The organism is Cohnella rhizoplanae (genome assembly GCF_948329515.1).
Classification (GTDB): domain Bacteria; phylum Bacillota; class Bacilli; order Paenibacillales; family Paenibacillaceae; genus Cohnella; species Cohnella rhizoplanae.
Window position 1 is genome coordinate 224230 of the sequence record NZ_CAOJCN010000006.1, and the last position, 25953, is coordinate 250182.

21 protein-coding genes are annotated in these 25953 nt (G+C 60.7%); 14 read left to right on the forward strand and 7 right to left on the reverse strand.

Features of this window, described 5'->3' with window-relative positions; translation table 11 throughout:
• Window positions 1–7: 7 nt before the first annotated feature.
• From PQG80_RS12520 to PQG80_RS12550, 7 genes are all read left to right on the forward strand, one after another.
• Window positions 8–868 (forward strand): carbohydrate ABC transporter permease, encoded by an 861-nt coding sequence (locus tag PQG80_RS12520; RefSeq protein WP_271751685.1) that lies wholly within the window; start codon window positions 8–10, stop codon window positions 866–868.
• Between the two features lies 1 nt (window position 869).
• Window positions 870–2027 (forward strand): anhydro-N-acetylmuramic acid kinase, encoded by a 1158-nt coding sequence (locus tag PQG80_RS12525; protein ID WP_271751687.1) that lies wholly within the window; start codon window positions 870–872, stop codon window positions 2025–2027.
• 666 nt (window positions 2028–2693) lie between these two features.
• A complete protein-coding gene (locus PQG80_RS12530) occupies window positions 2694–3680 on the forward strand; it encodes a GNAT family N-acetyltransferase (RefSeq protein ID WP_271751689.1) in 987 nt (328 codons plus the stop codon).
• Window positions 3677–4381 (forward strand): PIG-L deacetylase family protein, encoded by a 705-nt coding sequence (locus tag PQG80_RS12535; RefSeq protein WP_271751691.1) that lies wholly within the window; start codon window positions 3677–3679, stop codon window positions 4379–4381. Before PQG80_RS12530 ends, PQG80_RS12535 begins: the two co-directional genes overlap by 4 nt.
• A 3-nt stretch (window positions 4382–4384) precedes the next feature.
• On the forward strand, window positions 4385–5530 hold the full coding sequence (locus PQG80_RS12540) for an exo-beta-N-acetylmuramidase NamZ family protein (RefSeq protein WP_271751693.1): 1146 nt from the start codon (window positions 4385–4387) through the stop codon (window positions 5528–5530).
• A 79-nt stretch (window positions 5531–5609) separates the two neighbouring features.
• The gene (locus tag PQG80_RS12545; RefSeq protein WP_271751695.1) at window positions 5610–7196 is read left to right on the forward strand and encodes a glycoside hydrolase family 3 protein; all 1587 of its coding nucleotides are present in this window, start codon (window positions 5610–5612) and stop codon (window positions 7194–7196) included.
• Between the two features lie 47 nt (window positions 7197–7243).
• Complete coding sequence (locus tag PQG80_RS12550; RefSeq protein WP_271751697.1) at window positions 7244–8155, forward strand: N-acetylglucosamine kinase; 912 nt, start codon at window positions 7244–7246, stop codon at window positions 8153–8155.
• A 60-nt stretch (window positions 8156–8215) separates the two neighbouring features.
• Here the strand turns inward: PQG80_RS12550 and PQG80_RS12555 are convergent, their stop codons facing one another.
• The 5 genes from PQG80_RS12555 to PQG80_RS12575 all read right to left on the reverse strand — a co-directional run bounded on the left by PQG80_RS12555 (window position 8216) and on the right by PQG80_RS12575 (window position 12014).
• On the reverse strand, window positions 8216–8374 hold the full coding sequence (locus PQG80_RS12555) for an IS3 family transposase (protein ID WP_271751699.1): 159 nt from the start codon (window positions 8372–8374) through the stop codon (window positions 8216–8218).
• A 380-nt stretch (window positions 8375–8754) separates the two neighbouring features.
• Window positions 8755–9168, reverse strand: coding sequence for a hypothetical protein (locus PQG80_RS12560; RefSeq protein WP_271751700.1), 414 nt, complete (start codon window positions 9166–9168; stop codon window positions 8755–8757).
• Window positions 9169–9219: 51 nt separating this feature from the next.
• Complete coding sequence (locus PQG80_RS12565) at window positions 9220–10530, reverse strand: hypothetical protein (protein ID WP_271751701.1); 1311 nt, start codon at window positions 10528–10530, stop codon at window positions 9220–9222.
• A 296-nt stretch (window positions 10531–10826) separates the two neighbouring features.
• Complete coding sequence (locus PQG80_RS12570; protein ID WP_271751702.1) at window positions 10827–10985, reverse strand: IS3 family transposase; 159 nt, start codon at window positions 10983–10985, stop codon at window positions 10827–10829.
• 495 nt (window positions 10986–11480) lie between these two features.
• Window positions 11481–12014 (reverse strand): phosphatase PAP2 family protein, encoded by a 534-nt coding sequence (locus PQG80_RS12575; protein ID WP_271751703.1) that lies wholly within the window; start codon window positions 12012–12014, stop codon window positions 11481–11483.
• A gap of 198 nt (window positions 12015–12212) precedes the next feature.
• Between PQG80_RS12575 and PQG80_RS12580 the strand changes: the two genes are divergently transcribed.
• Complete coding sequence (locus PQG80_RS12580; RefSeq protein ID WP_271751704.1) at window positions 12213–13370, forward strand: glycosyltransferase family 4 protein; 1158 nt, start codon at window positions 12213–12215, stop codon at window positions 13368–13370.
• A gap of 85 nt (window positions 13371–13455) precedes the next feature.
• On the forward strand, window positions 13456–14226 hold the full coding sequence (locus PQG80_RS12585; protein WP_271751705.1) for a MerR family transcriptional regulator: 771 nt from the start codon (window positions 13456–13458) through the stop codon (window positions 14224–14226).
• A gap of 376 nt (window positions 14227–14602) precedes the next feature.
• Here the strand turns inward: PQG80_RS12585 and udk are convergent, their stop codons facing one another.
• Window positions 14603–15232 (reverse strand): uridine kinase, encoded by a 630-nt coding sequence (gene udk / locus PQG80_RS12590; RefSeq protein ID WP_271751706.1) that lies wholly within the window; start codon window positions 15230–15232, stop codon window positions 14603–14605.
• A 318-nt stretch (window positions 15233–15550) separates the two neighbouring features.
• Between udk and PQG80_RS12595 the strand changes: the two genes are divergently transcribed.
• The 5 genes from PQG80_RS12595 (at window position 15551) to PQG80_RS12615 (ending at window position 21932) form a co-directional block, all read left to right on the forward strand.
• Window positions 15551–17434 (forward strand): sensor histidine kinase, encoded by a 1884-nt coding sequence (locus PQG80_RS12595; RefSeq protein ID WP_271751707.1) that lies wholly within the window; start codon window positions 15551–15553, stop codon window positions 17432–17434.
• A gap of 221 nt (window positions 17435–17655) precedes the next feature.
• Window positions 17656–19080: a spore germination protein gene (locus tag PQG80_RS12600; RefSeq protein WP_271751708.1), complete on the forward strand. Its 1425-nt coding sequence runs from the start codon at window positions 17656–17658 to the stop codon at window positions 19078–19080.
• Window positions 19077–20171, forward strand: a complete 1095-nt coding sequence (locus PQG80_RS12605; RefSeq protein ID WP_271751709.1) for a GerAB/ArcD/ProY family transporter — start codon at window positions 19077–19079, stop codon at window positions 20169–20171. Before PQG80_RS12600 ends, PQG80_RS12605 begins: the two co-directional genes overlap by 4 nt.
• A complete protein-coding gene (locus PQG80_RS12610; RefSeq protein ID WP_271751710.1) occupies window positions 20168–21274 on the forward strand; it encodes a Ger(x)C family spore germination protein in 1107 nt (368 codons plus the stop codon). Before PQG80_RS12605 ends, PQG80_RS12610 begins: the two co-directional genes overlap by 4 nt.
• 118 nt (window positions 21275–21392) lie before the next feature.
• Window positions 21393–21932 carry an SRPBCC family protein gene (locus tag PQG80_RS12615; RefSeq protein WP_271751711.1) on the forward strand — a complete coding sequence of 180 codons (540 nt, stop codon included), beginning with the start codon at window positions 21393–21395 and terminating at the stop codon, window positions 21930–21932.
• Here PQG80_RS12615 and PQG80_RS12620 read toward each other — a convergent pair.
• A complete protein-coding gene (locus tag PQG80_RS12620; RefSeq protein WP_271751712.1) occupies window positions 21923–25585 on the reverse strand; it encodes a CheR family methyltransferase in 3663 nt (1220 codons plus the stop codon). The genes PQG80_RS12615 and PQG80_RS12620 overlap by 10 nt on opposite strands.
• Between the last annotated feature and the right edge of the window lie 368 nt (window positions 25586–25953).

Genomic DNA, 25953 nt, shown 5'->3' on the forward strand with positions numbered 1-25953 from the left:
ACCGCAGATGTCACTATATAACAACCACACGGGCAGCCGGGCGGGCAAGACGGCGCGCAACGCCGTGATCGTCGTCCTTCTCCTGCTCTTCGCGCTGGCGACGCTGTTCCCGATCTACTTCATGGTCATGTCCTCGTTCGGCGATCCCGTCGAAGCCGGCGCCGTCAGCTATTCGCTCTGGCCGAGCAGCTTCACGCTGGACTCTTACAAGTTTTTCTTCGACTATAGCGAATATTCGTACCGCTGGATCCTGAACTCGACGATCGTCGCTGGCGCGGTCACGATCACCAATGTCTTCTTCGCGACGATGGCCGGTTATGCGTTCTCCAAGCTTCGCTTCAAGGGCAGAGGCCTGCTGTTCTCCATCCTGCTCGCCGCGATGATGATTCCTTATCAGGTGACGCAAGTCCCGCTGTACATTCTCATCGTCAACACCTTCCAGATCGAGAATTCGTACAGCGCGCTGATCCTCCCGGGACTCGTGACCGTGTACAACATCTTCCTCGCCAAACAGTTCATGAGCAGCATCCCGACCGAGATCATGGAGTCCGCGAAGGTGGAGGGCTGCAGCCAGCTCCAGATTTTCTTCCGGATCATCATGCCGCTGTCCAAGACGGTCATGGCCGTCATCGCGATCCTGACGTTCATGGACAGCTGGAACACCTTCTTCTGGCCGTTCCTAGTCACCAACACGATGGACATGCAGACGATCCAGGTCGGCCTGAAAAATTTCCGCTTCGCCAACACGACGTATTTCTCCCCGATGATGGCGGGCGCGACGATCTCGGCGGTGCCGATGTTCATCCTGTTCTTCAGCCTGCAGCGGTACTTCCTCGAGGGCGTCACCGTCGGCGCGGTCAAGGGCTGATATGGCCGGGGAAAAGCGCTACGCGGTCGGCCTGATGTCGGGCACGTCGGTGGACGGCATCGACGCGGCGGCCGTCGAGATCGCGGGCACGCCGGGCGACGACCGCGTCGCCGTGCGGCTGCTCGCCTTCGAGAACAAGCCGTACCCGGTGGACGTGCGCCGCGAGATCTTCGAGCTGTTCGACCCCGCGCGGGCGACCGTCGACCGGGTCGGCGCGATGAACGTCCGCCTCGGGCGGCTGTACGCGGACGCGGCGTTGTCCGTCATCCGCGAGGCCGGTCTGTCGCCGGCGGACGTATCGGTCGTCGGCTCGCACGGGCAGACGATCTATCATGCGCCCGACGCGGGCTATACCGTGCAGATCGGCGAAGGCGCTGTCATCGCCGCGCGCACGGGCATTCCTTGCGTCTCCGACTTCCGTCCCGCGGATCTCGCGGTCGGCGGGCAGGGGGCGCCGCTGGTCCCGTTTACTGAATATTTGCTCTACAGGGAGCCGGACCGGACGCTGCTGCTGCAGAATATCGGGGGCATCGGGAACGTCACGGTCATCCCCGCGGGCTGCGGCCCGGAGTCGGTGTACGCCTTCGACACCGGCCCGGGCAACATGCTCATCGACGGGGTTGTCGGTCTCTTGACGGAAGGCGCGCTCGCGATGGATGCGGGCGGCGCGCTGGCTGGCCAGGGCAGCGTGTGCGAGGCGCTGCTGGACGAGCTCCGGCAGGACGCGTACTACGCGATGCCGGTGCCCAAGTCGACGGGCCGCGAGCGGTTCGGCGCGGACTACGTCGCCATGATCGCGCGCCGCGGCCGGGAGCTCGGCCTGTCGGACGCGGATCTGGCGGCCACGGTCACGATGCTGACCGCGTGGTCGATCGGCGACGCGTACGACCGGTTCATCGCGGGGCGGCATTGCGCGGACCGGATGATCGTCGGCGGGGGCGGCAGCTATAACCCCGTGCTGATGCGGTATCTCGCGGGCGAGATGGCGTCGCGCGGCGTGGAGGTTGCGACGCAGGAGGCCGTCGGCGGCAGCAGCGACGCCAAGGAGGCGGTCGCGTTCGCGCTGCTCGCGGACTATGCGATGGCCCGGCAGCCGGCCAACCTGCCGGCGGCGACCGGCGCCTCGAGGCCGGTCGTGCTGGGCAAGATCTCGTATTGAGCGCGCGCCGACAATTAGGACATTTGCCGACTGCAGCCATGTGCCGATTATGGGGCGGTGGGCAATAACAGCAAATGTGCAGTTATTTTTCCGGATACGGCTTCCAATTAGGCGATTAACTGCAAATGTGCAGTTATTTCCGATGAAATGATCCGATTCATGCAACGACGAGGAAAATAACTGCATTTTTGCATTTATTTTAGTTCGAGCATCGAGAGGCGTAAAAATAACTGCAAATGTGCATTTGTTCGAAGCGACTGTAACGTGCGGCGGATATACGATATGAAGTTCGCGATACAAGAAAGAGCGCGAAACGGACAATTGGTCGCGGGCATGGAATAGTGGCGGGACGGTCGCAGATGAAGTGTGAGCATACGTGCACACATGGAGCAACCGGGGGACTGTCTCAAGTGAAGTGTGGACGTACATGCACACATGGAGCGACGGCAGGACCGTCGCAAGTGAATTGTGAACGTACGTACGCGCATGGAGCGACCGCGGGACGTTTGCAGATGAAGTGTGAACGTATATCCATACATGGCGCGGCGCGGGACTTCTGGAGATGAAGCGTGAATCTACGTGTACACATGGAGTCCTGCGACTCCCGTAACCTCCGTCCGAGGATGGCTTTGAAAGTGGCTACTTAGTGGAAAGAAGGTGCGGTGGATGGAGCATCTGACGGTGGGAACATGGGAGGAACGATACGCAGACGCGGTCATCGCGCTCTGGAACGACGCGGCCGTCCGCGACGGCTACAAGGAGATGACGCAGGAGAGCTTCGCGGAGGTCTTCACGTCGAATCGGTACTTTGATCCGGCCTGCGCGTTCGTGCTGCTGGACGGCGGCGAGATTCGCGGCTTCGCCTGCGGCTGCGCGGGCGACGACCTGCCGCTCGGCGAGGTCGCGGGGTATGTGACCTGCATCGTGCTGGCGGAAGACTGCGACTCGGACGCGAACCGCGCGGTCCTGCTCGAGGCGCTGGAAGCGCGCTTCCGCGCGCTCGGCAAGCGGCAGTCCGATGTGCTGTTCTTCAACCCGATGCGCCTGCCCTGGTACATACCGGATACGCCGGGCCACGAGCACAACAATGCGCCCGGCGTAAGGGCGGACGGCGCGTTGTATGCCTTTCTGCTCGATCAGGGCTACGTTGACCGGGCGAGACAGTGCGCGATGTACATGCCGCTGACCGACTTCGCGATTCCTGAAGATATCAGGGCGAAGGAAGTCAAGGCCGCGGAGAGCGGCTATACGGTCGAGCTGTTCGATCCGTCCCGGCATACGGTGCTGACGGAGATGCTGGCCGGCCTCGGCAACCCGGCATGGGAGCGTGAGATTGCAGCCTGCGCGGCGGACGGCGTGCCCGTCGTGATCGCCGCGGCGCAGGACGGCCGGGCAGCGGGCTTTGCCGGACCGGTCGTGCGCCAGGACAACGGTCGGGGCTACTTTGCCGGTATCGGCGTTCATCCGGACCATGAGGGCCGGGGGCTCGGGAGCATCCTGTTCTTCAAGCTGTGCGAGGCGCTGCGCGACGTCGGCGCCGAATATATGTCGCTGTTCACGGGGAGCAGCAACCCCGCGCTGCGAATCTACGAGAAGGCCGGCTTTACGACGGTACGTCAATTTGCGATTATGCGAAAGGAGTTCACAAAATGAGCGACAAGCAGACGATATTGGCCATCGGGGGCCATGTAGGGGATATGGAATTGACGGCGGGCGGCGTGCTCGCGAGCCACTCGCTGAAGGGCGACCGCATCGTGACGTTGGCGCTCACGCCCGGCGAACGCGGCGTGCCGGCCGGCCAGGACATGGCGGACTACCGGGCGCAGAAGATCCGGGAGGCGCATGCGTTCGCGGACCTGCTCGGAGGCGAAGCGATCGTGTTCGATGACATCCCCGACGGCGAGCTGCCGGACGACGCGGCGATCCGCTGGCGCGTATGCGACGTGATTCGCAAGGTGCGGCCGAGCATCATCATCACGCATTTTAAGAACAGCATGCACAAGGATCATATGACGACGCACCGGATCGTCAACGACGCTCGCTTCTTCGCGGGTCTGCCTTCGATCGAGCGGGAGCTGCCGGCTGCCTTCGCGGGCAAGCTGTATTACGCAGAGAACTGGGAGGATGCCGTCGACTATCGCCCTTACGTCTACGTGGACTTCAACCAGGAAGCGTACGACCTGTGGATCAAGGCGCTGTCGACGCACTGGTTCGTGACCGGCAGCAAGTCCTTCCCTTATATGGAATACTACAAGCATCTGGCCCGCGTGCGCGGCATCGAGGCGCGCAAGACCTACGCGGAGACGTTCATGGTCCCCGAAGAAACGCTGCGCCTGCGTCAAACGGAGCTGTAAGCGATGATCCTGAACGGCGTTGACAATCTCGAGCGGTACGACAGCTTATTCAACGGGAAACGCCTCGGGCTGATTACGGCGCCGACGGGTCTCTCGCGCGGCTTCAAGTCTACGATCGAGCTGCTGCACGAGCGCTACGAGCTGGCGGCGCTGTTCTCGCCCGAGCACGGCGTGCGCGGAAATCTGGATGCCGGCGCGCTGGTCGATACGTATACCGACGAGCGGACGGGCGTGCCGGTATATAGCTTGTACCGACGCGACTCCAAGCGGCTGACCCAGGAGATGCTGGACGCGGTCGACATGGTCGTCTACGACATCCAGGACGTCGGCGTACGCTATTATACGTTTATCTACACGATGCTCTATGCCCTCGAGGACTGCGCGAAGGCGGGCAAGCCGTTCGTGGTGCTGGATCGCATCAACCCGCTGGACGGCGTCACGGTCGAAGGCAATGTGCTGAAGGACGGCTTCCGGTCGTTCGTCGGAGGCTATCCGCTCTGCGTGAGGTACGGACTGACGGCGGGCGAGGTCGCAGCGATGGCGAACGCGCAGCAGGGCTGGGACGCCGATCTGCACGTCGTCCGCTGCGAGGGTTGGACGCGGGACATGCTGTTCCCGGACACGGGGCGGCTCTGGATCCATCCGTCGATCGGCATCCCGCGGTTCGAGACGGCGCTGCTGTACGGCGGCACGTGCCTGTTCGAGGGGACCAATCTGTCGGAGGGACGAGGGACGACCTTCCCGTTCGAGATGATCGGAGCGCCCTACATCGACGCGGAACGGCTCGCGGCCGAGATGAACGGCCTGTCGCTGCCCGGCGTTTTTTTCCGGCCCGCTTACTTCAAGCCTTCCTTCTCCAAGCATCAGGGCGCGTTCTGCCGGGGCGTGCAGCTTCACGTGACCGACGCCCGCTCAGTTCGGCCGCTCGAGACCGGCGTGTCCCTGCTCTACGCGATCAAGCGGAATTACGAGGCCTTCTCGTTCCTGCCGCCGCTCCGCGAGGGGTCGCGGCCGTTCATCGACCTGCTCGGCGGAGACGACGCGTACCGGGCGGATGGCGCAGAGGCGGACGTGCCCGGCTTGCTCGAGCGCTTCCGCGAGGAGAGCCTGGCGTTCGGAGAGACGAAGAAGCAGTTCCATCTGTATTAAAACGAAGCCGCGGATAACCGGAACGCTGCGAATGCGCAGCCGCCCGGTTGCCGCGTTTCTTTTGGGGGGGAATCGGATCATGGCGAGCAAGGAAGGCGCGTACGCCCGTCCGCAGTCGCTGCGGGAGAAAATCGGCCAGCTGATCGTCACGGGATTCCCGGGGACGGCCGTCACGGCGGATCTCGAAGCGCTCGTGCGGGAATGGAAGATCGGCAACATCATCCTGTTCGCCCACAACGCGGAGAACAAGGCGCAGCTCGCGCGGCTGTGCGGAGAGCTGCAGAGGTTGATCGAAGCGGGCACAGGATATCCTGCGTTGATCTCGATCGATCAGGAGGGCGGCCGGGTGACGCGCCTCCCGCGCGACGCCGTGAACGTCCCTGGCGCGATGGCGATCGCGGCCACGGGCGATCCGGGGAACGCGCGCGCGGCCGGCCGGATCACGGCGGCGGAGCTGCGGGCGCTGGGGATCAACTTCAATCTGGCGCCGGTCCTCGATATCAACAACAACAAGCGCAACCCCGTCATCAACGTCCGGTCGTACGGCGATACGGCGGAGACGGTGTCCGAGTACGGCGTCGAGATGCTGCGCGGCCTCCGGGAGGGCGGCGTGCTGGCGGCGCTCAAGCACTTCCCGGGGCATGGAGACACCGAGGTCGATTCCCATCTGGGCCTGCCGTCGTCGGGCAAGACGCTGGCGGATCTCGAGGCGCTGGAGCTGTTGCCCTTCAGGGCGGCGATCGCGGAAGGCGCCGAGGCGATCATGGTCGCGCATATGATGTTCCCGGAGATCGAGCCGCGGCGGGTGCCGGCGACGATGTCGCCCGCGATCGTCGGGGAGCTGCTGAAGGGCAAGCTCGGCTACGGGGGTCTCATCGTCTCGGATTGCCTGGAGATGGATGCGGTGAAAAAGTATTACGGCACGGCGCAAGGCGCGCTCGGCGCCCTGAAGGCGGGCATCCACCTGCTGTTCGTCAGCCACACGCCGTCGCTCGTCCGGGAGACGGCGCAGGTCATCGAGCAGGCCGTGCTGTCCGGCGAGCTGCCGATGGAGACGCTGGAAGCGGCGGTCGATCAGGTGCTGTATTATAAGGGGAAATACGCATCGGGCATAGAAGCGCCGCCGTTGTCCGTGGTGGGCTGCGAGGCGCATCGGCTGGAAGCGGCCGCGATCGCGGCGGCAGGCATCTGTCTGGCGAGCGGGAGTCTGGAGCCCGTGGCTCCGGGCGGCACAGGGACGCTGTTCGCGGGCAGTTACCCGTACCGCGCCGACCAGGCGTCCAGCCAGGTGCGGGCGGGACTCAGCTTCCCGGACGCGATGGCGGACCGGCTCGGCGGCGCGCGGCTGCTCGCGGCCATCGATCCGGACGAGGCCGAGATCGGGCGCTTGCTGCGCGAGGCGGAGGGCTATGGGCAGGTCGTGTACGGGCTGTACAACGGGCTCGACAACCCGGGGCAGCTTGAGGCGGTACGCCGGCTCGCGGCGGCGGGCAAACGGGTGACGGCGGTCGCCCTCGGCAAGCCGTACGACCTTGAGGCGCTGGACGACATCGCATGCGGGCTCGCGGCGTTCGAGTATACCGCGCTGTCGCTGGACGCGGTCGCGCGGGTGCTGGCGGGAGAGATCGCGCCGGCGGGAAGCATCGGGAATGTCTGGCATCGCTGAGACGACGACTTGGCCCATTATGACGAACAGAAGGCGGGGAAGCGCGGATGAAGTATGCGGCGGGACTGGACGGGGGCGGCACGAAAACGGCCGTCACCGTGCTCGACGAGAACGGGCGAACGGCGCTCTCGTTCGAGTCCGGCGGGATCAACTATAACGGGCGGGACGAGGCGGATATCCAGCGCAGCCTGGCGGAGATCGCGGACGCGATCGCGGCAGCCTGCGGCGGGCCGGACGCCTGCGCGCAGATGGTCGTCGGCGCGGCCGGCGTCAGCAACCCGGCGGTGCCCGGCCGTCTGGTCTCCGCGCTGCGGGATGCCGGCTACCGGGGCGGCGTGCATGTCGTGGGCGATCACGAGACCGCGTTGTTCGGCGCGCTGGGGCGCGAGCACGGCATGATCCTGATCGCGGGCACCGGCTCGATCTGCTTCGGCCGGAGCGAGTCGGGCCAGGTTCACCGGACGGGGGGCTTCGGCTACCTCATCGACGACGAAGGCAGCGGCTACAGCATCGGCCGCGATCTGCTAGCGGCCGTCGTCCGGTCCCATGACGGCCGCGCGCCGGCGACCGCGCTGACGGAGATGGTATATGACCGGCTCGGCATCGGCACCGTGGGAGAGATCGTCAGCTTCGTCTACGACCGCAGCACGGGCAAGCAGGACATCGCTGCGCTCGCGCCGCTGCTCTCGGTCGCCTGCGCGCTTGGCGACGAGGCCGCGCTGCGGATCGCGGAGCGCACCGCGGCCGAGCTGGTAGAGCTGGTGCTGCCGGTCGCGGAGCGCCTGTCGCTGGGCGACGGCGAGCTGGCGATGGCGGGCAGCGTGCTGCTGCGCAGCGAGCAGGTGCGCGAGGCGTTCGTTGCCCGGCTGCGGGCAGCGTGCCCGGGCGTACGGGCGATCACGCCCCGCCGGGACGCCTCGGCCGGCGCCGCGCTGATGGCGCTGCGCATGCTGCAGTAGGGATGAGGGCCTTTCCGTCATCGAGGATGACCCGTGTAAATGACACTTCAAAAAAGAGTGTTAAGCAATCGAAAGAAGATGATTCCTGTATTGTACAGGGGTCATCTTCTTTCGTTCCCATTGATATCTGTGGTGATTGTAATTATGCAAGTAGCGATCGACTTGCAGCTTTAATTCCTCCAGTGTGGAGCAATTTCGACTCGCAACATGGTCTTTCATATGACCATAGAAGGACTCTTGCGGGCATTGTCCCAGCAGTTTCCTCGCCTAGTTATGGACTGGCCTGGCCGGTTCTTCCGTAGGAGCTTTTTGTATTGGGGACTTGTATAGTGACAGTCTTGATCAGATTGGATAAAGGCATTTTTATGCAGCTTTAATCGTCGTTGCTTTTTGAGATGATTGATCGTGTCTATCGCCGAAGAAAGAGTGAGGCGATTGGAAGGGTTATACGCCAGCAATTCTCCCGGGAAGCATCCAGAATATAACCGCTTGAACTCATCTAAAGTCGGGCATACAAAAAGGCCCCCATAGCCTAAACACCTTTTAAAAGTGTCCAGTCTATGGGGGCCAGTTTGTAATGTGGCATCTCCTTGTTTTCGCTAACTAATCACATCTATTTCCATAGCCTCTAATACAGAGCCATAAATAAAAAGCCAAAATTGAACTTTCTTATCTCTGTTCTTTTCTAGCTCCTCGACCGACAAAGTACGTTTTTTATCCCCGTCTAACATGTAAATCCTTGTATTGTCAGTGATGGCGATAGCGTGATAATCGGATGAATCTTGATATTTTTTATTATATTCCTCGAAATCTTCACCAGTGGGAGAGAAATCAGCCAGACTAAGAAAATACTTTTCGTTCAAATCTGTGATTAGTTTCCCTCTAGCTTTGACAACTGTTTTGATAACTCCTGAAGATTGATGCAATTCATCTCTATTTATTTCTGGTTTTGATGAACAAGCAGAGACAAGTAAACTAAGGAGAAGAAGAATTAACAATCTTTTTAAGCGCATGTCATCCTCCAAAATTCAAGACCCATATTATGAAATATGGGTCTTAAATTATTAGTGAGTTACGTAGTAGCTTCCTCCGTTAGTGCTGTAGTCGTAGTGATAGAATGTTGTAGTACTTACAGATGGAACGTACCACTTTATAGTATGTGAGTTAGCATATTGTGTTGTAGCACTTCCTTGAAAAGCTCCAACAGGAGTGTTTACGGTAAACGCGAGCCCATAAGTTCTTTCGGATTTATATGATTTTGTTGTAGAAGAGCTTCCTGTTGACTTATTATAAACCGAAAAGTAGGGGCCGTAAGAATTTGCAATAACACTTGAAACTGGACGGGCGTTGTTTGAATCCTGTGTGTAACTATACTCTGTTGAACCGCCAACAAGACCAATTGGCGTTACTGTTTCTTCAGTTCTTTGCAGGACATCGTAGCGATACAATTTAGTTTGCTCGTAATGATACTGATACATAGCATATACGTTTCTCGCTGTGTCACAGTAGAGAGTAGATCCAAAGTACGCGCATGTTCCACCGAAGGAGTAATCTACGGAAGTTGAGGTATCAGCCGACAAACTGACACTTCCAGACGGTGAGAAAGGATTAGAATCTAACTTATAGCCAGCAGCCAAACTAATTTTAGCAGAGGAGGTTAGATTAAAATCAACTTGCTCTCCACTCCCGACATTTACACTACCAACCTTAGTTGATACTGAGTAATCCTGAGCAGCGGTTGTGCATCTCTTATACCCATCCATCAGAATATCGCATGTACCAACAGTTCCAAGCGGTTGGATATTGCTTGTGGATTCTGACGATAAAGCCTGCTTGTTGGAAATGTCCTTTGCTTTTGTGGCCTTGACAGATACTTTTTTATCGCGTGTTTTTTCGAGGACTTTTTGATCAAAACTATCTACTTTAGATGGGTCTTTGATGTGAGGGACAGACAAGACTTTTCTAGTCACTTCTCCGCCAGGAACTACAAAGAAAACTTCGTAGACTATATCCGCAACATTTCCAATTGACTTCTTTAGAAATTCATCCGATGCAACAGAAGTAAATTTTACCGTACCATTTTCATCTGTTCTTCCTTGGAAAACAACCTTCTTAGCGTCACTCATATCCTTCACCGTCACGTAAGTTCCAGGCTCAGGATTTCCAAGTTCATTTAAGGATTCTAGAATAACTTCCGGCTTGGTTTGAAGTGCTTTGTCTGCTGTTGTGATTTCAATTTTGGGAGTAGAAAGAATAGTGGTGTCAGAGGCCTCAACTATTGTGGGTATCGTTGTGCTAGCGTAAGCAGGGAATACTGATACAGTAAAAAGGCTTACTCCTGAAACTAATGTAACCATCTTACTTCGGAATGTCATACTTAATTATTCCTCCCATATAGTAAATTGGTGTAAGGGCTTCCTTAATGCCCCAATATAAGCCATCATAATACCTCCACATTTACCTGTAAAGTTGATTTTTTATAGAATATGGAAATTGTATCAACTTGATTTCACTTATTATTTATAAAGACAAAAAAAGCATCGATTCGATGCTCTCTTTTGAAAATATAACGTATGGGTCCTAAGATTAATGTCTCAGTTGTAGTTATAAAGAAAGAGCAGGAGGGAGCGTAAACTGGTCCCATTGTCAATGACACTTTAAAAAAAGGGTGTTAAGCTACCGAAAGAAGATGATTCCTGTGCTGCACAGGGGGCATCTTCTTTCCTTCCCATTGATGTCTGTGGTGATTGTAATCATGCATGTAGCGATCGACTTGCAGCTTTAGTTCCTCCAGTGTGGAGCAACTTCGACTCGCAACTTGGTCTTTCATATGACCATAGAAGGACTCTATGCAGCTATAATCGTCGTTGCTTTTTGAGATGATTGATCGTGTCTATCGCCAAAGAAAGAATGAGGCGTTTGGAAAGGTTATACGCCAGCAATTCTCCCGTGGAAGCATCCAGAATCGTCGATAATAGCGTTGCCTTGGCCATTCTTCTATATGGATTGGGTCTGCGATGAGGACAGACTAGGCTTAAATTCCCTTAATGCTATACAAAAAGGCCCCCATAGCCTAAACACTTTTTTAAAAGTGTCCAGTCTATGGGACTAGTTTAGACCGGAAGGGCCCTTATTTTCGTCCGCGCATAGGGTTCGGGGTGGCATCCCTCAGCGTTGCTTCTCGCATATCTGAGCTGCGTGCGCGGAAGTGGCGTTCCCCGATGTTACTTTCCGATGATGCGGGGTTGCGTGCGCCGATAAGGCATTCCTCAGCATTACTTTGCGATAAGCGGGGATGCGTGCGCCTTTGCTGCCCTTCTTCCGCTCACACCGCACCCATCATGACCCCGACCAGCAGCGCCGTGGAGCTGCCAAGCAGCATGCCGGCCGCGGTGTCGCTCGGGTAGTGGAGACCGAAGTACACGCGGGACAGCGCCACGCCGGCGCCGATCGGGAGCAGCACCGGGATCAGCGCCGGGCTGGCGACCATCCACGGGGTCAGCAGGGCGAAGGCCGCGGTCGTGTGCCCGGAGGGGAACGACGGATCGCGCAGCGGACTAGGGCCGATCTTGGTCTGGGGGAGCACTTGATAGGGACGCGACCGGGGAGATACGCGCTTGGCGAGCATGACGGGGATATGGCTCGCGGCGACCGCGATCAGAGCCTGCCAGCCGGCCGTGCCCCATGCTCCTGGGGCCAGGAGTCCCGCCGCAAGGGAGATGCTAAGAGTGAACGTGGCACCGCCGGTCAGCGACAGGAGGCGGAACAGCAGCGTGAGCGCCTCCCGGTTCCACCGGAGGTTAATATGAAGGAACCAATCGCTCTCGAAGCGGCTGAGCATGCGGTAGAACTGTGCCATGGCCATCTCTCCTTCGGCGCTGGGGGCGCGGCTTATGTGATTTCAGTCTAACCGCCGATTGTCATTGGGGGATGAAGTCCGGTCGCCCGAACTGTAAAGGCGGCGTTATCCCGCGAATTGACACTCCGCTGATCCGGCGCTAACCCGGCCGCGGTACGATGGGCGTAATACCGCTTCGTCGGAGGAGGGATTCGCCGCATGACCGAGCTCCGCCTGGCCTTGTTCACGGACACGTACGCCCCGGAGATCAACGGCGTAGCCAAGACGCTGCAGCGATGGATCGCGTATTTGGAGAGGAATGGAATTGCCTGCAAAGTGTACGCGCCTGCCGGACCCAGGAGGGCGCCCGGCTACGCGGAGACCGCCGAGCGCCTGGCCAGCGTGCCGTTCTCCCTCTACCCGGAATGTCGGCTGGCCATGCCGGCGTCCGCCGCGGCCGAGCGCAGCCTGCTGGACTTCCGGCCGTCGGTCGTCCACGTGGCGACGCCGTTCGGCACGGGTCTCGCCGGCCGCAGGCTGGCGCTGAAGCACGGCATTCCTCTCGTCGCCTCTCACCATACCCACTTCGCGCGCTACCTGCCTTATTACAACTTCAGCTGGGCTGGCGCGCTCCTGCGGCGCTACCTGCACTGGTTCCATCGCCCCTGCCGCCGCGTCCTCGTGCCTTCGCCGTCCGTGCTCGAGGAGTGCCGGCGGGACGGCTGGCTGGGACTCGGCCTGTGGAGCCGCGGCATCGACGCCGCGCTCTTTCGCAGGGATGGGGACCGGGGAGGCTGGCTGCAAGCGCACGGCTTGCCCCCGACCTGCTTCCCGGTCTTGTGCGCGGGCCGGCTAGCGCCCGAGAAGAACCTGGGCACCGCGCTGCTCGCGTTCCGCCGCTTCAGGGAGGGGACCGGCGCCGACGCGCGGCTGGTGCTGGCCGGCGACGGGCCGCAGGCAGCCGAGCTGCGCCGTAGCTCGGAGCAGCTCGGCCTCGGGGCGCTGTTCCTCGGCGCCGTGACGCAGCCCGAGCTCCAGCGCTGGATGCAGGCGTCGGGCGCGCTGCTCTTCCCGTCGCCGACGGAGACGTTCGGCAATGTCGCGCTGGAGGCGATGGCCTGCGGCCTTCCGGTGATCGCGGCGGACGCGGGGGCGCTGCCCGACCTCGTGAAGGACGGCGAGACCGGGCTGCTCTGCCCGCCGGGCGACGCGGACGCGTTCGCCGCGGCGCTCGCGCGGCTGTACCGCGAGCCGAGGCTTCGGGCCGCGATCTCGGACCGGGCGCATGCGTATGCGGGCACGCACGATTGGGACGAAGTGTTCGGACGGCTGCTCGAGCAGATGACCGATATCGGCAGGGAAGCGCCGGCGGTGTAAAATATAACGGTCTAATTTTCGAAAATAAGGTATTGACCTTCACGCAACGTCAAGGTTTACAGTAAAGTCGTCGGGAGGCGATCGCATGGAATATACGGTTCAGAAGCTGGGCAGGCTGGCCGGCATCAGCGCCAGGACGCTGCGGTTCTATGACGAAGTCGGGATTCTGAAGCCGGCCAGAATCAACTCGTCGGGCTACCGGATCTACGGCGCCGCGGAGGTCGACAGGCTGCAGCAGATTCTGTTCTACCGGGAGCTCGGCGTCGGATTGGACCGGATCAAGGAGATCATGGGCGATCCGGACTATGACGGCGCGCGGGCGCTGCGGCTTCATCGCGAGGAGCTTCTCGAACGAAGGGAACGGTTGGACGCGCTGATCGCGAACGTCGAGCGCACCATCGATTCCCGTCAAGGAGGAAGAGACATGAGCGACGAGGAGAAGTTCGAGGGCTTCAAAGATAAGCTGATCTCGGACAACGAGACCAAGTACGGCCAGGAGATCCGCGCCAAGTACGGCGACGAGACGATCGACCGCTCGAACGCGAAGCTGAGGGGCATGAGCGAAGCGCAGTACGCGGAGATGAACCGGCTCGCGGTTGAAGTGGCGGCGTCGCTGGCCGAAGCGTTCAAGACCGGCGATCCCGCAGGCGAAGCGGCGCAGCGGACGGCGGAGCTGCATCGGCGCTGGCTGTCCTATTCGTGGAGCAGCTACTCCAAGGAGGCTCACGCAGGGTTGGCGCAGATGTACGTCGACGACGAGCGGTTCACGGCTTATTACGAAAAGGAGCCGGGCATGACCGCGTTTTTGCGGGACGCGATCGTGGCGTACACGAGCCGAAGCGATATAGAAGCCTGATGAGCAAAGGGGATGAAGCAGAGGAGACGCTGCTTCATCCCTTTTTGCCGTGCGTCATCGCACTTCGGACGGCAGTCAAAAGTATGGATGGCGGAGACTACAATCGGATAATCGGCCGGTCGGCGATGAAGAAACGCTGGTTGAGACTACTTTCGGGAGCCCGGCCAGGTGTAAGGCAAAAGAGACGCTGGTTGAGACTACAATCGGATCAGCGGCGGATTAGAGGACGCAAGAGCTGGTTGAGACTACTTTCGGGAGATCGACCAGGTGGAGAGCGGAAGAAATGCTGGTTGAAACTACAATCGGTGCTGTGACCGGTCGGCGGGAGAAAGCAAGCTGGCACCGCCGCGCGGCGGTGCCTCCCGCGTTTAGTCTGCTACTCGCGGCGCGGGGCGCCGTTCATGTATTTCTCCGTCAGTACCGTGAGCAATTCGATGCCGACCTGGTTGTGTCCGCCCTCAGGCAGGATGAGGTCCGCGTACTTCTTGGACGGCTCGATGAACGCCTCGTGCATCGGCTTGACCGTCTCCATGTACTGGCGGTATACCGACTGGATCGTCCGGCCGCGCTCCTCGATGTCCCGCACGACGCGTCGCAGGATGCGCACGTCCGGGTCCGTATCGACGAACACCTTGATGTCGAGCAGCTCGCGGAGCTTCTCCTCGTAGAGCACGTGCAAGCCCTCGAGGATGACGATCGGATTGGGGCGCAGCTCCTCGCGCTCCGCGGCGGACCTGCCGTAGACCCCGAAGTCGTACACCGGCGCATAGGCGGGACGTCCCGCTTTCAGCTGGTTCAGATGCTCGACGAGCAGGGGAATGTCGAACATCAGCGGATGATCGTAGTTCATTCTGGCGCGTTCTTCCATGCTGAGGTGCGGATAGTCCTGGTAGTAACTGTCCTGAGAGATAAACGTGACTTTGCCGGTGCCCAGACGCTCGATGACGGAGCGGGCGACGGTGGTCTTGCCCGATCCGGTGCCGCCGGCGATGCCGATGATCAGCATAATCTATGATCAGCCTTCCTAATACTTGATAGTCGTGCGGTAAACCGAAATGCCGTACTCAATCCCCGTATTGTAGCACAGGGCAACGTTTGGCGCAGCATTCCGAACAACTGGAAATTAGGGCCTTTTCGCGCGCGACGATTATCCTATATACTATTGAAAAAGATTGTCGACGAAGGTCGGAAAAATAGGTTTTTCAATTCCTTTTGTAAACGCTGCCTTATGCTAGACTAATAGTAGCGATTTGCGGATCCATGTTACGCTATTCCATCTCCCTATGGGCCCATGACGCTGCTCTCAGCCCGGGAAGGACATTCCATGACAGAACTCCATGGTTCCTATTATATCCCGCTGGTCTTCTTATCCGTGCTCATTTCGGTTTTCTCCTCATACTGCTCGCTCCTCGTATACGAGCGCGTGCTGTCGCTTCGGGGCGGTTCCCGCGCATTATGGCTGCTGCTTGGCTCGGCGGCCATGGGGCTCGGCATCTGGTCCATGCACTTCATAGGCATGCTGGCCTATCATATCCCGACGAGCATCCACTACCATCCGGGCTGGCTCGTCGTCTCCGTGATCTTGCCCGTGCTGGCCGCCTGCGCGGCCTTCTGGATGATCTCTCGCGATCTGGCCAGCCATCTGTCCATGACCGTCGGCAGCCTGTGCCTGTGCGTCGCGATCGTCGGCATGCATTACAGCGGCATGGCGGCGATCCGCATGCCCTACGACCAGCGTTATGACTGGCGCCTCGTCGCAGCGTCGGTCGCGATCGCGTTCGCCGTATCGTTCGCCGCGCTCAAGCTATCCCATATGAACCAAGCCAAAGGCGGCACGGCAAGCCAAGCCTCGAAGCTGCTCCTCGCGCTCCTGCTCGGCTCCGCGATCGCGGGCATGCACTATACGGGGATGGCCGCGGTGTCGTTCGCCGGACCGCACGCCGGCGCTTCGTCCGCCCACGGGGCAACGCAGTCCGAGGATACGCTGCTGGCCGTCATTATCGGCGTCTCGACCATTTTTATTCTCGCGATCCTGATCGCCAGCCAACTGCTGGACAAGCGGTTCGCGCTGAAGCTCGCCGATTCCAGCAAGCGCAGATACGAGTCCATCTTCGAGCATCACCCCGACATGGTCTGCCTGTACGACCCGAGCGGCCGCATCATCCGGGCCAATCCCGCAGCGGAACGGATCATGGGCTACGCACCCTCCGAGCTCCCCAGCCGGTTCCATACGGAGATGGTGAACGCGGACGAGCTCGAGGATCTTAAGAACTGCTTTCTGGCGGCGCTCCGGGGCGAGTCCGGCACCGTCGAGGTGACGGTGCGCCACAAGGCGGGACATCTGGTGCACCTGAGCTGCACCATGGTGCCCTGGCTGGAGGACGGGCGGGTTCAGGACGTGTATACGATCTCCAAGGACATCACCCGCAGCAGAGAGACCGAGCGCGAGCTGCTCGCGGCCAAGCGGGACGCGGAGGAAGCGCTGCGGGTCAAGAGCGACTTCCTGGCCGTGATGAGCCACGAGATCCGCACGCCGCTGAACGGCGTGCTCGGCATGAGCGCGATCATGCTCGAGACGGAGCTCAGCGAGGAGCAGCGGGAGTTCGTGCAGGTGATCCACGGCAGCGGGGCGCTGCTGCTGGCGACGATCAACGACGTGCTGGATTACTCCAAGCTCGAGGCGGGCAAGATGCAGCTGTCGATCGCGCCTTTCAGCCTGAAGGGCCTCGTGCGGGATACGGCGGCGCTGTTCCAGACCCAATGCAAGCAAAAAGGGCTCGAGCTGTCCTGCGTCGTCAGCGACGAAGTCGCGGACGCGGTGCGCGGAGACGAGCAGCGGATCTGCCAGGTGCTGATCAACCTGATCGGCAATGCGGTGAAGTTCACCGCCAAAGGCGGCATCGAGGTCGCGGTTCGACCGGCAGGCCTGCCGTCGCGGGAGCACGGGCTGCGCGTCGCCTTCTCCGTCCGCGATACGGGCATCGGCATACCGGCCGAAGAGGTGGGCAATCTGTTCCAGCCCTTCTACCAGGCGAAGTCCGGCGGAGCCAGGCGTCACGAGGGCACAGGCCTCGGTCTGGCGATCTGCAGGGACCTCGTGGACATGATGGGCGGGACGATCTCGGTGGCGTCGGTCGAGGGAGAAGGGACATGCTTCACCTTCGAGTTGCCGCTGGAGACGGCTGCGTTCGAAGGCGCCGGCGGCTGAGCGGTTCAACTCGCTGTACTCGCCGTACCCGCTGCACGCGCCGTACCGCTGCGCTCTTTGCTTCCCGTTATACCCCTTCCGCACGGCTATAAGCAATTTCAACTGCTGTCGGCAGCCGCTCCCTGGCTTGCCGCCGGTGTCCCCTTTAAGGAATAATAAGGCCCCCCTTCCGGAATAATGAAGGAAAACCTGCGGCGCGTCAGCTGCACGGGGGGAAGAACATGACCGGTCATCGCAAGCGATCCATCTGGCAGGCGCTGCGGCCCGTTCCGGGATCGGGGCTGCTCGCCGGTCTGCGCGACTCGTTCAAGGACATGGCGGACTTCGAGGCGATTCGGCTCGGGGAGGCGGCTTCCCAAGAGCTATATTCTTGTTATCTGACGACGCTGGTCGGCTCCGAGCATCTGATCTTCGCCTTGGACCCGGATGCCGAACGGATGGACGAGGCGCTCGTGGAGCGGTATGTAGGCACTAAATACGCGGAGGGCGATCTAAAGGCCTGCATCGAGGCGCTGTGCCGGGGCTGCACCGTGCTCTGCACGCCCGCTTCGGCGTCCGGCATCATCCTGGAGACCGGGGAATGGCAGCAGCGGAGCGTCACGCAGCCGCAGTCGGAGAACGTAATCCAGGGTCCGATGTACGCGTTTAACGAGTGTTATCACACGAATGTCGCCATGATGCGCCAGCGCATGCGGACGCCCAAGCTCAAGCTGTGGGAGACGACCGTAGGCGAGGTGGCGCCGGTCCAGTCCGGCATGTTTTACATGGAAGGCATAACGGACGAAGGACTGGTGCAACGGATTCAACAACAATTTTCCAAGATCGAGGTCGACGGCATTCAGGATACCGGGGAGCTGCTGCGGCTGCTCGGCGCCAGGTCGGTCCTGTTCCCGCTTGCTATCACGACGGAGCGGCCGGACCGGCTCGCGAGCTCGCTGCTCAGCGGGAAGGTCGTGATCCTATTGGACGGCACGCCGCGGGCCATCGTTGCGCCGGGCGCATTCTCCGATTTCTGGGAAGCCGCCGAGGATTGGTACTTAATGCCGTTTATCGCCGTGTTCTTGCGGACGATCCGGTTTATGGCGTTGTTGACCAACCTGTTCTTGCCGAGCTTCTATGTCGCGGTCACGTCCGTCAATATCGACGTGAACCGGCTCGAGATCAGCCTGGCCGCCGCCGGGAGCCGAGAAGCCGTGCCGTATCCGGTACTCGTGGAGACGCTGCTCATCCTGTTCTTGCTGGATTGCATCGTGGAGGCGGGAGTCCGGCTGCCGCGCACGATCAGCGCGACGGTCACGATGGTCGGCGGCGTCGTGCTCGGACAGGCGATCATCCAGGCGAATATCGTCAGCAACCTGCTCGTGATCGTCGCGGCTACGACGGCGCTCACGAACTTTATCGTCGTGGACTATCAGATGGGACTCGTCCAGCGCGTGCTGAAGTACTTCGTACTGATCGGCGCAGGCGTACTCGGCATTCTGGGCATCGTCCTATCCTTCGCGATCATGGTCGTTTTCCTGTCCCGCATGGAGTCGTTCGGCGTCGCCTATTTGTCCCCGGCCGGGCCCAGGGCCAGAGTCTATGCCGGCGATCCCCTAATGCGGTTCAAGCGCGGGAGAGATCGGCATAAGGAGCGGTCAGGATGAGCGGCCGGGCGCTCCGTCTGTCGGAGACCCAGTATGTCTTTTTGATGCTGGGGGTATTCGGCTCCAAATCTTTTTTTCTCTATCCGAATTTGATTCTCCATACGGCCGGGGGCAGCTATTGGATGCCGATCTTGACCGGGCTCGCGCTTGGCGTTCTCGGCGCCTGGTCGTTCGCCAAGCTCCTGGCGCTGCATCCCGGACTCGACGCGTTCGCGGTCGTGAAGCGCTCGCTGGGCTGGCCGGGCCTGCTGCTGTTCGCGCTACCGTTCGGCTGGTATCTCTGGCGGGACATGATGTTGATCGCCCGCGCGCACGTCGAGATCATCTCGATGACCGTCCTGCATACGACGCCGTTATGGGTGCTGCACTGCATCATTTGGGTGGCGTTGTTCCTGGCGATGGGAGGGATCGCATCCATTACGCGGGCCGCCGCGGTATTCGTTGTGGTCGGCGTCCCGCTGATCGTAGGCTTGACGCTGCTGGGACTGAGCGACCTGCAATTCACGCTGCACGAGCCGCTGCGGTCTTCCGATGCCGCATACCTGGGCAGCAAGAATTTCTATGCTTCATCCTATGTGTGGGTAGGCTTCCTGTACTTCGCCTCGTCCGCGCAGCATGCCCGCCGTCCCGGGAGGCTCTGGCGGCCTTTTGCCGCGGCCGCTCTCTGTTTTCTGCCCATCATCGCAGGCGCGGTGTACTTGCCCGTGCTTACGTTCGGGGTCGGCTTTTCCAAGGCGCTGTCCTTTCCGTTCTTGTCCAAGATGGACTCCATCAGCCACTACTGGCTCGTGGTCGAGAACTTGACGGCCGTGTTCATCTCGGCGGCCATCCTCTTCGTCATTCTCACCATCGGCCTGATGATGCACTGCTTCGTCACTGCGCTCCGGACGATGCTCCCGATGCTGCCCGGGCGATATGCGTACTTGGCGGTCGGGGCCGGCACGTACGTATCCGCGCTGCTGATCCCGTCGTGGAAATGGATCGAGAACGGGGTCTGGATGGACACGCCCGTCCGCTTATACCTCGTCCTGCTGGTACCGCTCTTCTTGCTGTTGGCGCGTCTCCGCGAGAGGAGGTCGGTGCGCGCATGAATGCACGCAAGCCGCGATGGAGGCGGGCCGCCGCCCTGGCGATGCTCTTGCCGATGGCGCTGCTGCAGGGCTGCTGGGATATCCGAGATATCGACAATCGGATGCTGGTCGCGGTGATGGGATTCGCCGGGGATGACGAGTCCGGCGTGACGGTCTTTTTAAGGTTTCCGGTTCCCCACTCCGAGCAGGAGGGCGGGGGGGCCAAGGACTTCCTATCCGCCAGCCAGCACGGCGCGACGGCGGTCGATGCCCTGGACCAGCTGCGGGCCCGGATGCCCAAGTTTCTGGACATGTCGCAGACGAGAGCCATCCTGGTCGACCGCAAGCTGGCCGAGAAGCGTGGGATCTATGATTGCCTGGATTTCATCGTACGGGACAGGGTGATGCCTATTAATGCGATATTCACCTTGTATGACGGCGATATGGGGGCGTTATTCGAGCGACCGAATCCATCGGGGGAGCTCTCCGGCGTCTACACCCGCCTATACTTTGAGAAGTATGCCGGCGGGACGCCGCAAAAAAACAAAGTTACGCTGTGGGAAGTGTTCAGCAGACATTATAATCCGCTTCAACAAAGTCTGGTGCCGCTGCTGGTCAAGGACACGTCCTTTCGATTCGCCCTGCAGGGCAACGCGTATTTCGCCGGCGACAAGATGGCGGGCGTACTCCTGCCCTCGGAAACCCTCATCTACGATCTCGTCACGGGTCGAATGTCCCCGTTCGAGATCGAAACGGCGGGAGGCGCCAACGTGAAGATCCAGTCGTCCAGAGCCCGAATCCATACGGAGTGGTCGGCAGGCAAGCCGGTCATCCGCATCAACGTGAACGTATCCATGAAGCTGATGGACGCGCCGCATAAAGCCGTGATGAATACGAGCCGAATGCAAGAGGCGGTAGACAAGCTGCTGGAGGAAAGGGCCGCGCGCGTCTTCGCCAAGACGCAAGCGGCCGGCTCCGACATCTTCGGCTTCGGCAACCGCTTCAGATCGTCGATGCCGGTCCGGGCGTACGATAAGTGGCCGTCGATATACAAGCGGGCATCGATCTCGCTGAAGGTGAAGTCCCACATGCGCAATGAAGGCCTCAAGCTGCTCCAGGATTAACGGATGTGCCCGAATACGCGAAGAGAGGCGACCCCATGGGGCGCCTCTCTTCGCGGTAGGCAAATCCGGTTCAAGTGGTTAAATATCTATGATATTAAACCGCTGGCCGGAGGTGCGTATGAACGATTCGATCTATCGGTTCGAGCACGCTTGGCGCATCGGCTCGGAGAAAGAAAAATTATGGGCGCTGATCAGCGACTTCAAGTACGAAAATTGGTGGCCGAACGTAAGCATCGAGCGGATCGCGACGGGCGATGCCGGCGACGGCAGGGGCCATACGTACGCGTCGGTATTCCGCACCCGGCTCTTGTATTCGCTCAAGCTGAACGCGGCCGTCGTCGACAGCCGCCCTCCGAACGCGATCGTGCTGCGCGTGACCGGCCATCTGGAGGGACGCGCGGTCATACGGCTGCACGCGGTGGGCGGAGAGACGGAGCTTCATTGTCTGATGGAGCTCGAGACCACGCGGCGCTGGATGTCCGCGCTGGCGCCGCTGCTGCGTCCCGTCTTCATCCGCAATCATCGGCAGCTGATGGAGGACGGCATGGCCGGCTTGTCCGCTTATCTGGCAGCGAACGTCGCCCCGGGCAGCGTACGCACGCCGTACCGGCGGCCTGCGCGCGGCCTAGAGAGCGCCGGACATGGCCGTCATCCATAGACTGGCAGCGTGACGGTGACGGTCGTGCCTCTGCCGACTTCGCTCTGGAAGCGGATCGAGCCGTGGTGGTTTTCCATAATCTTGTAGCATACCGTCAGCCCGAGGCCCGTTCCTTTTTCCTTGGTGGTAAAAAAGGGCTGCCCCAGCCGCGCAAGCTTGCTCTCGGGAATCCCCGGGCCGTTGTCCGTGAACCGGATGCGCAGGTGCCGCTCCTCCTCGAGCTTGGCGCTGATCAGGATGCGCCCGCCCGCCGGCATCGCCTCGATGCCGTTTTTGATCATATTGATGAAAACCTGCTTGATCTGGTTCTCTACGCAGCGGACCGGCGGCAGATCCTTCTCCACGTTGCAGAACAGCTCGACGTTGTTGAGATTCGCCTGCGACTCGAGCAGCATCACGACGTCATGGAGAATAGCGCCGGCCTCCTTGTGCGCGAAGTCGAGCGCCTGCGGCTTGGCTAGCACGAGCAGCTCGCTGACGATCATCTCGATGCGGCTGAGCTCGTTCATCATGATCTCCGCATAGCTCTCCTTGGCGATGCCGGAAGAGATCAGCTTGGTGAACCCCTTGAGCGAGGTCAACGGATTGCGAATCTCGTGCGCGATGCCCGCGGCAAGCTGCCCCATAGCCGAGAGCATCTCGTTTTTTTGCAGCATCTCCTCGGCATGCCGCAGCTCGGTGATATCCTCGGACAGCTTCAGGTAGTGGATCGTCTCGCCGTCCGTATCCGTGATGGGCACGACCTTGGCCGATTCCCGGTAGCAGGTCCCGTCCCGCCGCATGCTGGTGAGCTCGCCCTTCCATGTCCCGCCCGCCCGGATCGTCCGGATCATGTCGGGGAGATCCGCTTCCGCCGCTGCCCAGTCGCTCAGCAGATCGAGCTTGCGCCCGCGAATCTCGTTCAGGGCAAAGCCCGTCGTCTCCGCGAACTTGGGGTTCACGTACTCCACCGCACCCGCGACGTCCGTGATGACGACCATGCTGGGACTCTGCTCCAGCGCATAGGAGAACCGCAGCATCTCCTCGTTGGAGCTCTTGAGCTCGGTGATATCGACGAAGGTGAGCACGACGCCGTTCACGAAGTTGTCTGTCGTCCGATAAGGCAGGATATGCATATGGTACCAAGCGCCGCTCTTGCTCTGGATCTCCGTCTCGAACGGCAGCCGACTCTTCAGCACCTCCGCGGCGCTCTCGACGAGGCTGTCGTACCGGAAGCTGTGGGAGATGTGCGCGAGCGGCCTTCCGCAATCGATGTCGAGCAGATTGATCTCCTTGGTGATCGCGGGCGTGAACCGGCGGACGCACAGGCGCTTGTCCAGGAAGATCGTCCCGATCTGCGTGCTCCCGAGGAAGTTGACCATGTCGTCGTTGAGTTCGGTCAACTCTTGAATCTTGAATTGGTATTCCGCATTAACCGTGATGAGCTCCTCGTTGACGGATTGGAGCTCTTCATTGGTGCTCTGCAGCTCCTCGTTGGCCGCCGTCAGCTGTTCGTTGGTCGCCCGCAGCTCCTCGTTGGACGTCTCGAGCTCCTCGATCGTCGCCTGCAGCGTCTCCTCCGTCCGCCGGAGCGCCCGCTCCAGCTCGGCGATCCGCCTGGCAGCGCTATCAGGATCCTGCGGCGCGACGGGAGGGATAGCAGGCGGCGGCAGCTCGCGCTCCGCCTCCTCGAACAGCACGAGCATATGCCGCTCGTAGCGGATGCTCTTGAGAGAGAGCGGCCGAACCGTGACGTCTACGAGCCTGTCGCCATGCGCAGTCCGCGCCTTGACCGAACGGAAGACGATCTCGCGTTTCTCCTGCCTGACCTTCTGTATGGCGGTCGCGATCGCGACGGCAAGGCCCGAGTCGACGATGTTGTAGAGATTCCAAGCGGCCCTGCCCTTGGATTGCAGCAGGAACGCGTCGATGTCCCCGTGCAGCTGAACGACGTCATGGGCCGGACCGACGATCATGCCGGGCAGGACATGCTCGCAGGCGAGCGTACGGTATAGATCGTTCGCGAGCTTCGGCAGTTCGTCGTCCGGCGAAGAGGCGCATTCGGCAGCGCATTCGGAACTCGACGGATCATGCCGGACGGCATTGAACGCATCATCCATGTCCGTCGACCGTTTTCTGCCCGGCTCGCTCTTGCGGCTGAAGATGTTCCAGCGGCGGTCGAGGGGCTCGAAGCGGTCGGCGAGCGGACCGATCGTCTCGCTCGGCCCGAGGAACAGGTAAGCGCCCGGATTCAGGGCGAAGTGGAAGAGCGACAGCACCTTGGCCTGCATCTCCGGCTGCAGGTAGATCAGCATGTTGCGGCACGTGATCAGGTCCAGGCTGCTGAACGGCGGATCCTTGATCAAGTTGTGCGGCGCGAAGACGATCATCTTCCGGATCTCCAAGCTCACCCGGTACATCCCGTCGTTCTGGATGAGGTAGCTGGAGATGTCCGCTTGGGACAGGCGGTGCACGGCGCTCTCCGAATAGAAGCCCTGGCTGGCGTACTCGACCGATTCGCCGTCCAGGTCCGTCGCGAAGATCTTGACCGCATGCGAGCGGCCGGTCAGATCCAAGTATCTGCGTACGAGGATCGCGACGGAGTACGCTTCTTCTCCCGTCGAGCATCCGGCGACCCAGATGCGAATCTCGCGTTCCCGGCTATTGCCCTTGAAGAGGGCGGGGAGGACGCGGTCGTACAACGCATCGAACGCTTCGGGATCGCGGAAGAAGTTGGTGACGCCGATCAGCATGTCCTTGCGCAGCGCGAGCAGCTCGTCGGGATGCCGGTCCACGTATTCGGCGTACGCCGGATAGTCCGGGACCCCGCGCAGGCGCATGCGCCGCTCGATGCGCCGCAGAATGCCGCTCCGCTTGTAGTAGGCGAAATCGATGCCGCAGGATCGCTTGATCCGGTCGAAAAGCCGGTTGACGACGATATCCTCCGGGGTCTGCCCGGCCGCGGCGAGCGCGGAGGGAGCTGCTGCCGGGCAGACCCCGGTATCGCCCTGGCGGGCGTCGCCCGCGCGCGAGCGGCTGTAGCGAACCAGCGCCGCGCCCATTTCCCCCGGGGAGAGCGCCCGGTCCGCGTCGTCCGTGCGGATCGCGCTGCCCGGCACGCTGTCGAACATGGCGATGCCGGTGTCCGGCGTCAGGACGAGACCGCCTGCATTCTTAATGAAGCCCATGCCTCGCGCTCCGTCCGTCCCGGTACCGGACAGGACGATGCCGACGGCGCTCCGCCCGGCTTCCTCGGCCAGCGACTTGAAAAATCGGTCGATCGGCAGGCGGGGTTCCCCGTTCCCAACGGGCTGGGCGACAGGAATAAGGAAGTCTCCGCGGATCGTCAGGTCCATCCCTGGAGGAGTCACGTAGACATAATTCGTCTTCATGACGGTCGCTTGTTCGACGAGCACGATGGGCATCCCCGTGAATTTCCCGGGGATGCCCATCGTATGGCTATCGCGATCCGCAGAATGGCGCTGAACGACGACGAAGACCATGCCGCAGTCGTCGGGCATCGCCTCAAAGAAACTTCCCAAAGCTTCCGATCCTTCGGCCGAAGCGCCGATGCCTACGACATACGCCGGGTTTCCGAGCAGACCGTGATCCCCATCCAGACCGAGTGCCGCCGAGAGCGGCGCGCCATCCAGCCCCCGTCCCTCTAAAGCCATCCGCCAATCCTCCTGTGCTGCGATCGTTTATGTCAGGCGACGAAGCCCATCGTTTCGGAACTCCATGAACAGGAATTCTAGATGCTAGAATCATATTTAGAAGGGATACTTTCCCCATATTAGTATCAACCTGGGAAGTTCGTCAAATTCGACAAAATCCGCCGGACGGCAAAAGTAAGCGCTCTAATTAAGGCGTCGATTGGGTGGAAAAGGGGAGAGGAGAGCGGAATAAAGAATCCGATATCAAACAAAGAGACCGTCCGAAGACGGTCTCTCGTACCCGAAAGGCGCTGCTTGATTGAACCGTATCCCGCGCCTCCAGCCGGATTAGAGACTGGATCGGGTAAGGGATACGTTCAACATATGGG

Bases quoted from the DNA above. Each gene is read 5' to 3' on its own strand.
- PQG80_RS12580 (WP_271751704.1), top strand. From the start codon at position 12,213: ATGACCGAGCTCCGCCTGGCCTTGTTCACGGACACGTACGCCCCGGAG.
- PQG80_RS12535 (WP_271751691.1), top strand. From the start codon at position 3,677: ATGAGCGACAAGCAGACGATATTGGCCATCGGGGGCCATGTAGGGGAT.
- udk (WP_271751706.1), bottom strand. From the start codon at position 15,232: ATGCTGATCATCGGCATCGCCGGCGGCACCGGATCGGGCAAGACCACC.
- PQG80_RS12620 (WP_271751712.1), bottom strand. From the start codon at position 25,585: ATGGCTTTAGAGGGACGGGGGCTGGATGGCGCGCCGCTCTCGGCGGCA.
- PQG80_RS12570 (WP_271751702.1), bottom strand. From the start codon at position 10,985: ATGAAAGACCAAGTTGCGAGTCGAAGTTGCTCCACACTGGAGGAACTA.
- PQG80_RS12540 (WP_271751693.1), top strand. From the start codon at position 4,385: ATGATCCTGAACGGCGTTGACAATCTCGAGCGGTACGACAGCTTATTC.
- PQG80_RS12615 (WP_271751711.1), top strand. From the start codon at position 21,393: ATGAACGATTCGATCTATCGGTTCGAGCACGCTTGGCGCATCGGCTCG.
- PQG80_RS12605 (WP_271751709.1), top strand. From the start codon at position 19,077: ATGAGCGGCCGGGCGCTCCGTCTGTCGGAGACCCAGTATGTCTTTTTG.
- PQG80_RS12610 (WP_271751710.1), top strand. From the start codon at position 20,168: ATGAATGCACGCAAGCCGCGATGGAGGCGGGCCGCCGCCCTGGCGATG.
- PQG80_RS12545 (WP_271751695.1), top strand. From the start codon at position 5,610: ATGGCGAGCAAGGAAGGCGCGTACGCCCGTCCGCAGTCGCTGCGGGAG.
- PQG80_RS12520 (WP_271751685.1), top strand. From the start codon at position 8: ATGTCACTATATAACAACCACACGGGCAGCCGGGCGGGCAAGACGGCG.
- PQG80_RS12560 (WP_271751700.1), bottom strand. From the start codon at position 9,168: ATGCGCTTAAAAAGATTGTTAATTCTTCTTCTCCTTAGTTTACTTGTC.
- PQG80_RS12595 (WP_271751707.1), top strand. From the start codon at position 15,551: ATGACAGAACTCCATGGTTCCTATTATATCCCGCTGGTCTTCTTATCC.
- PQG80_RS12585 (WP_271751705.1), top strand. From the start codon at position 13,456: ATGGAATATACGGTTCAGAAGCTGGGCAGGCTGGCCGGCATCAGCGCC.
- PQG80_RS12525 (WP_271751687.1), top strand. From the start codon at position 870: ATGGCCGGGGAAAAGCGCTACGCGGTCGGCCTGATGTCGGGCACGTCG.
- PQG80_RS12565 (WP_271751701.1), bottom strand. From the start codon at position 10,530: ATGACATTCCGAAGTAAGATGGTTACATTAGTTTCAGGAGTAAGCCTT.
- PQG80_RS12600 (WP_271751708.1), top strand. From the start codon at position 17,656: ATGACCGGTCATCGCAAGCGATCCATCTGGCAGGCGCTGCGGCCCGTT.
- PQG80_RS12550 (WP_271751697.1), top strand. From the start codon at position 7,244: ATGAAGTATGCGGCGGGACTGGACGGGGGCGGCACGAAAACGGCCGTC.
- PQG80_RS12575 (WP_271751703.1), bottom strand. From the start codon at position 12,014: ATGGCACAGTTCTACCGCATGCTCAGCCGCTTCGAGAGCGATTGGTTC.
- PQG80_RS12530 (WP_271751689.1), top strand. From the start codon at position 2,694: ATGGAGCATCTGACGGTGGGAACATGGGAGGAACGATACGCAGACGCG.
- PQG80_RS12555 (WP_271751699.1), bottom strand. From the start codon at position 8,374: ATGAAAGACCATGTTGCGAGTCGAAATTGCTCCACACTGGAGGAATTA.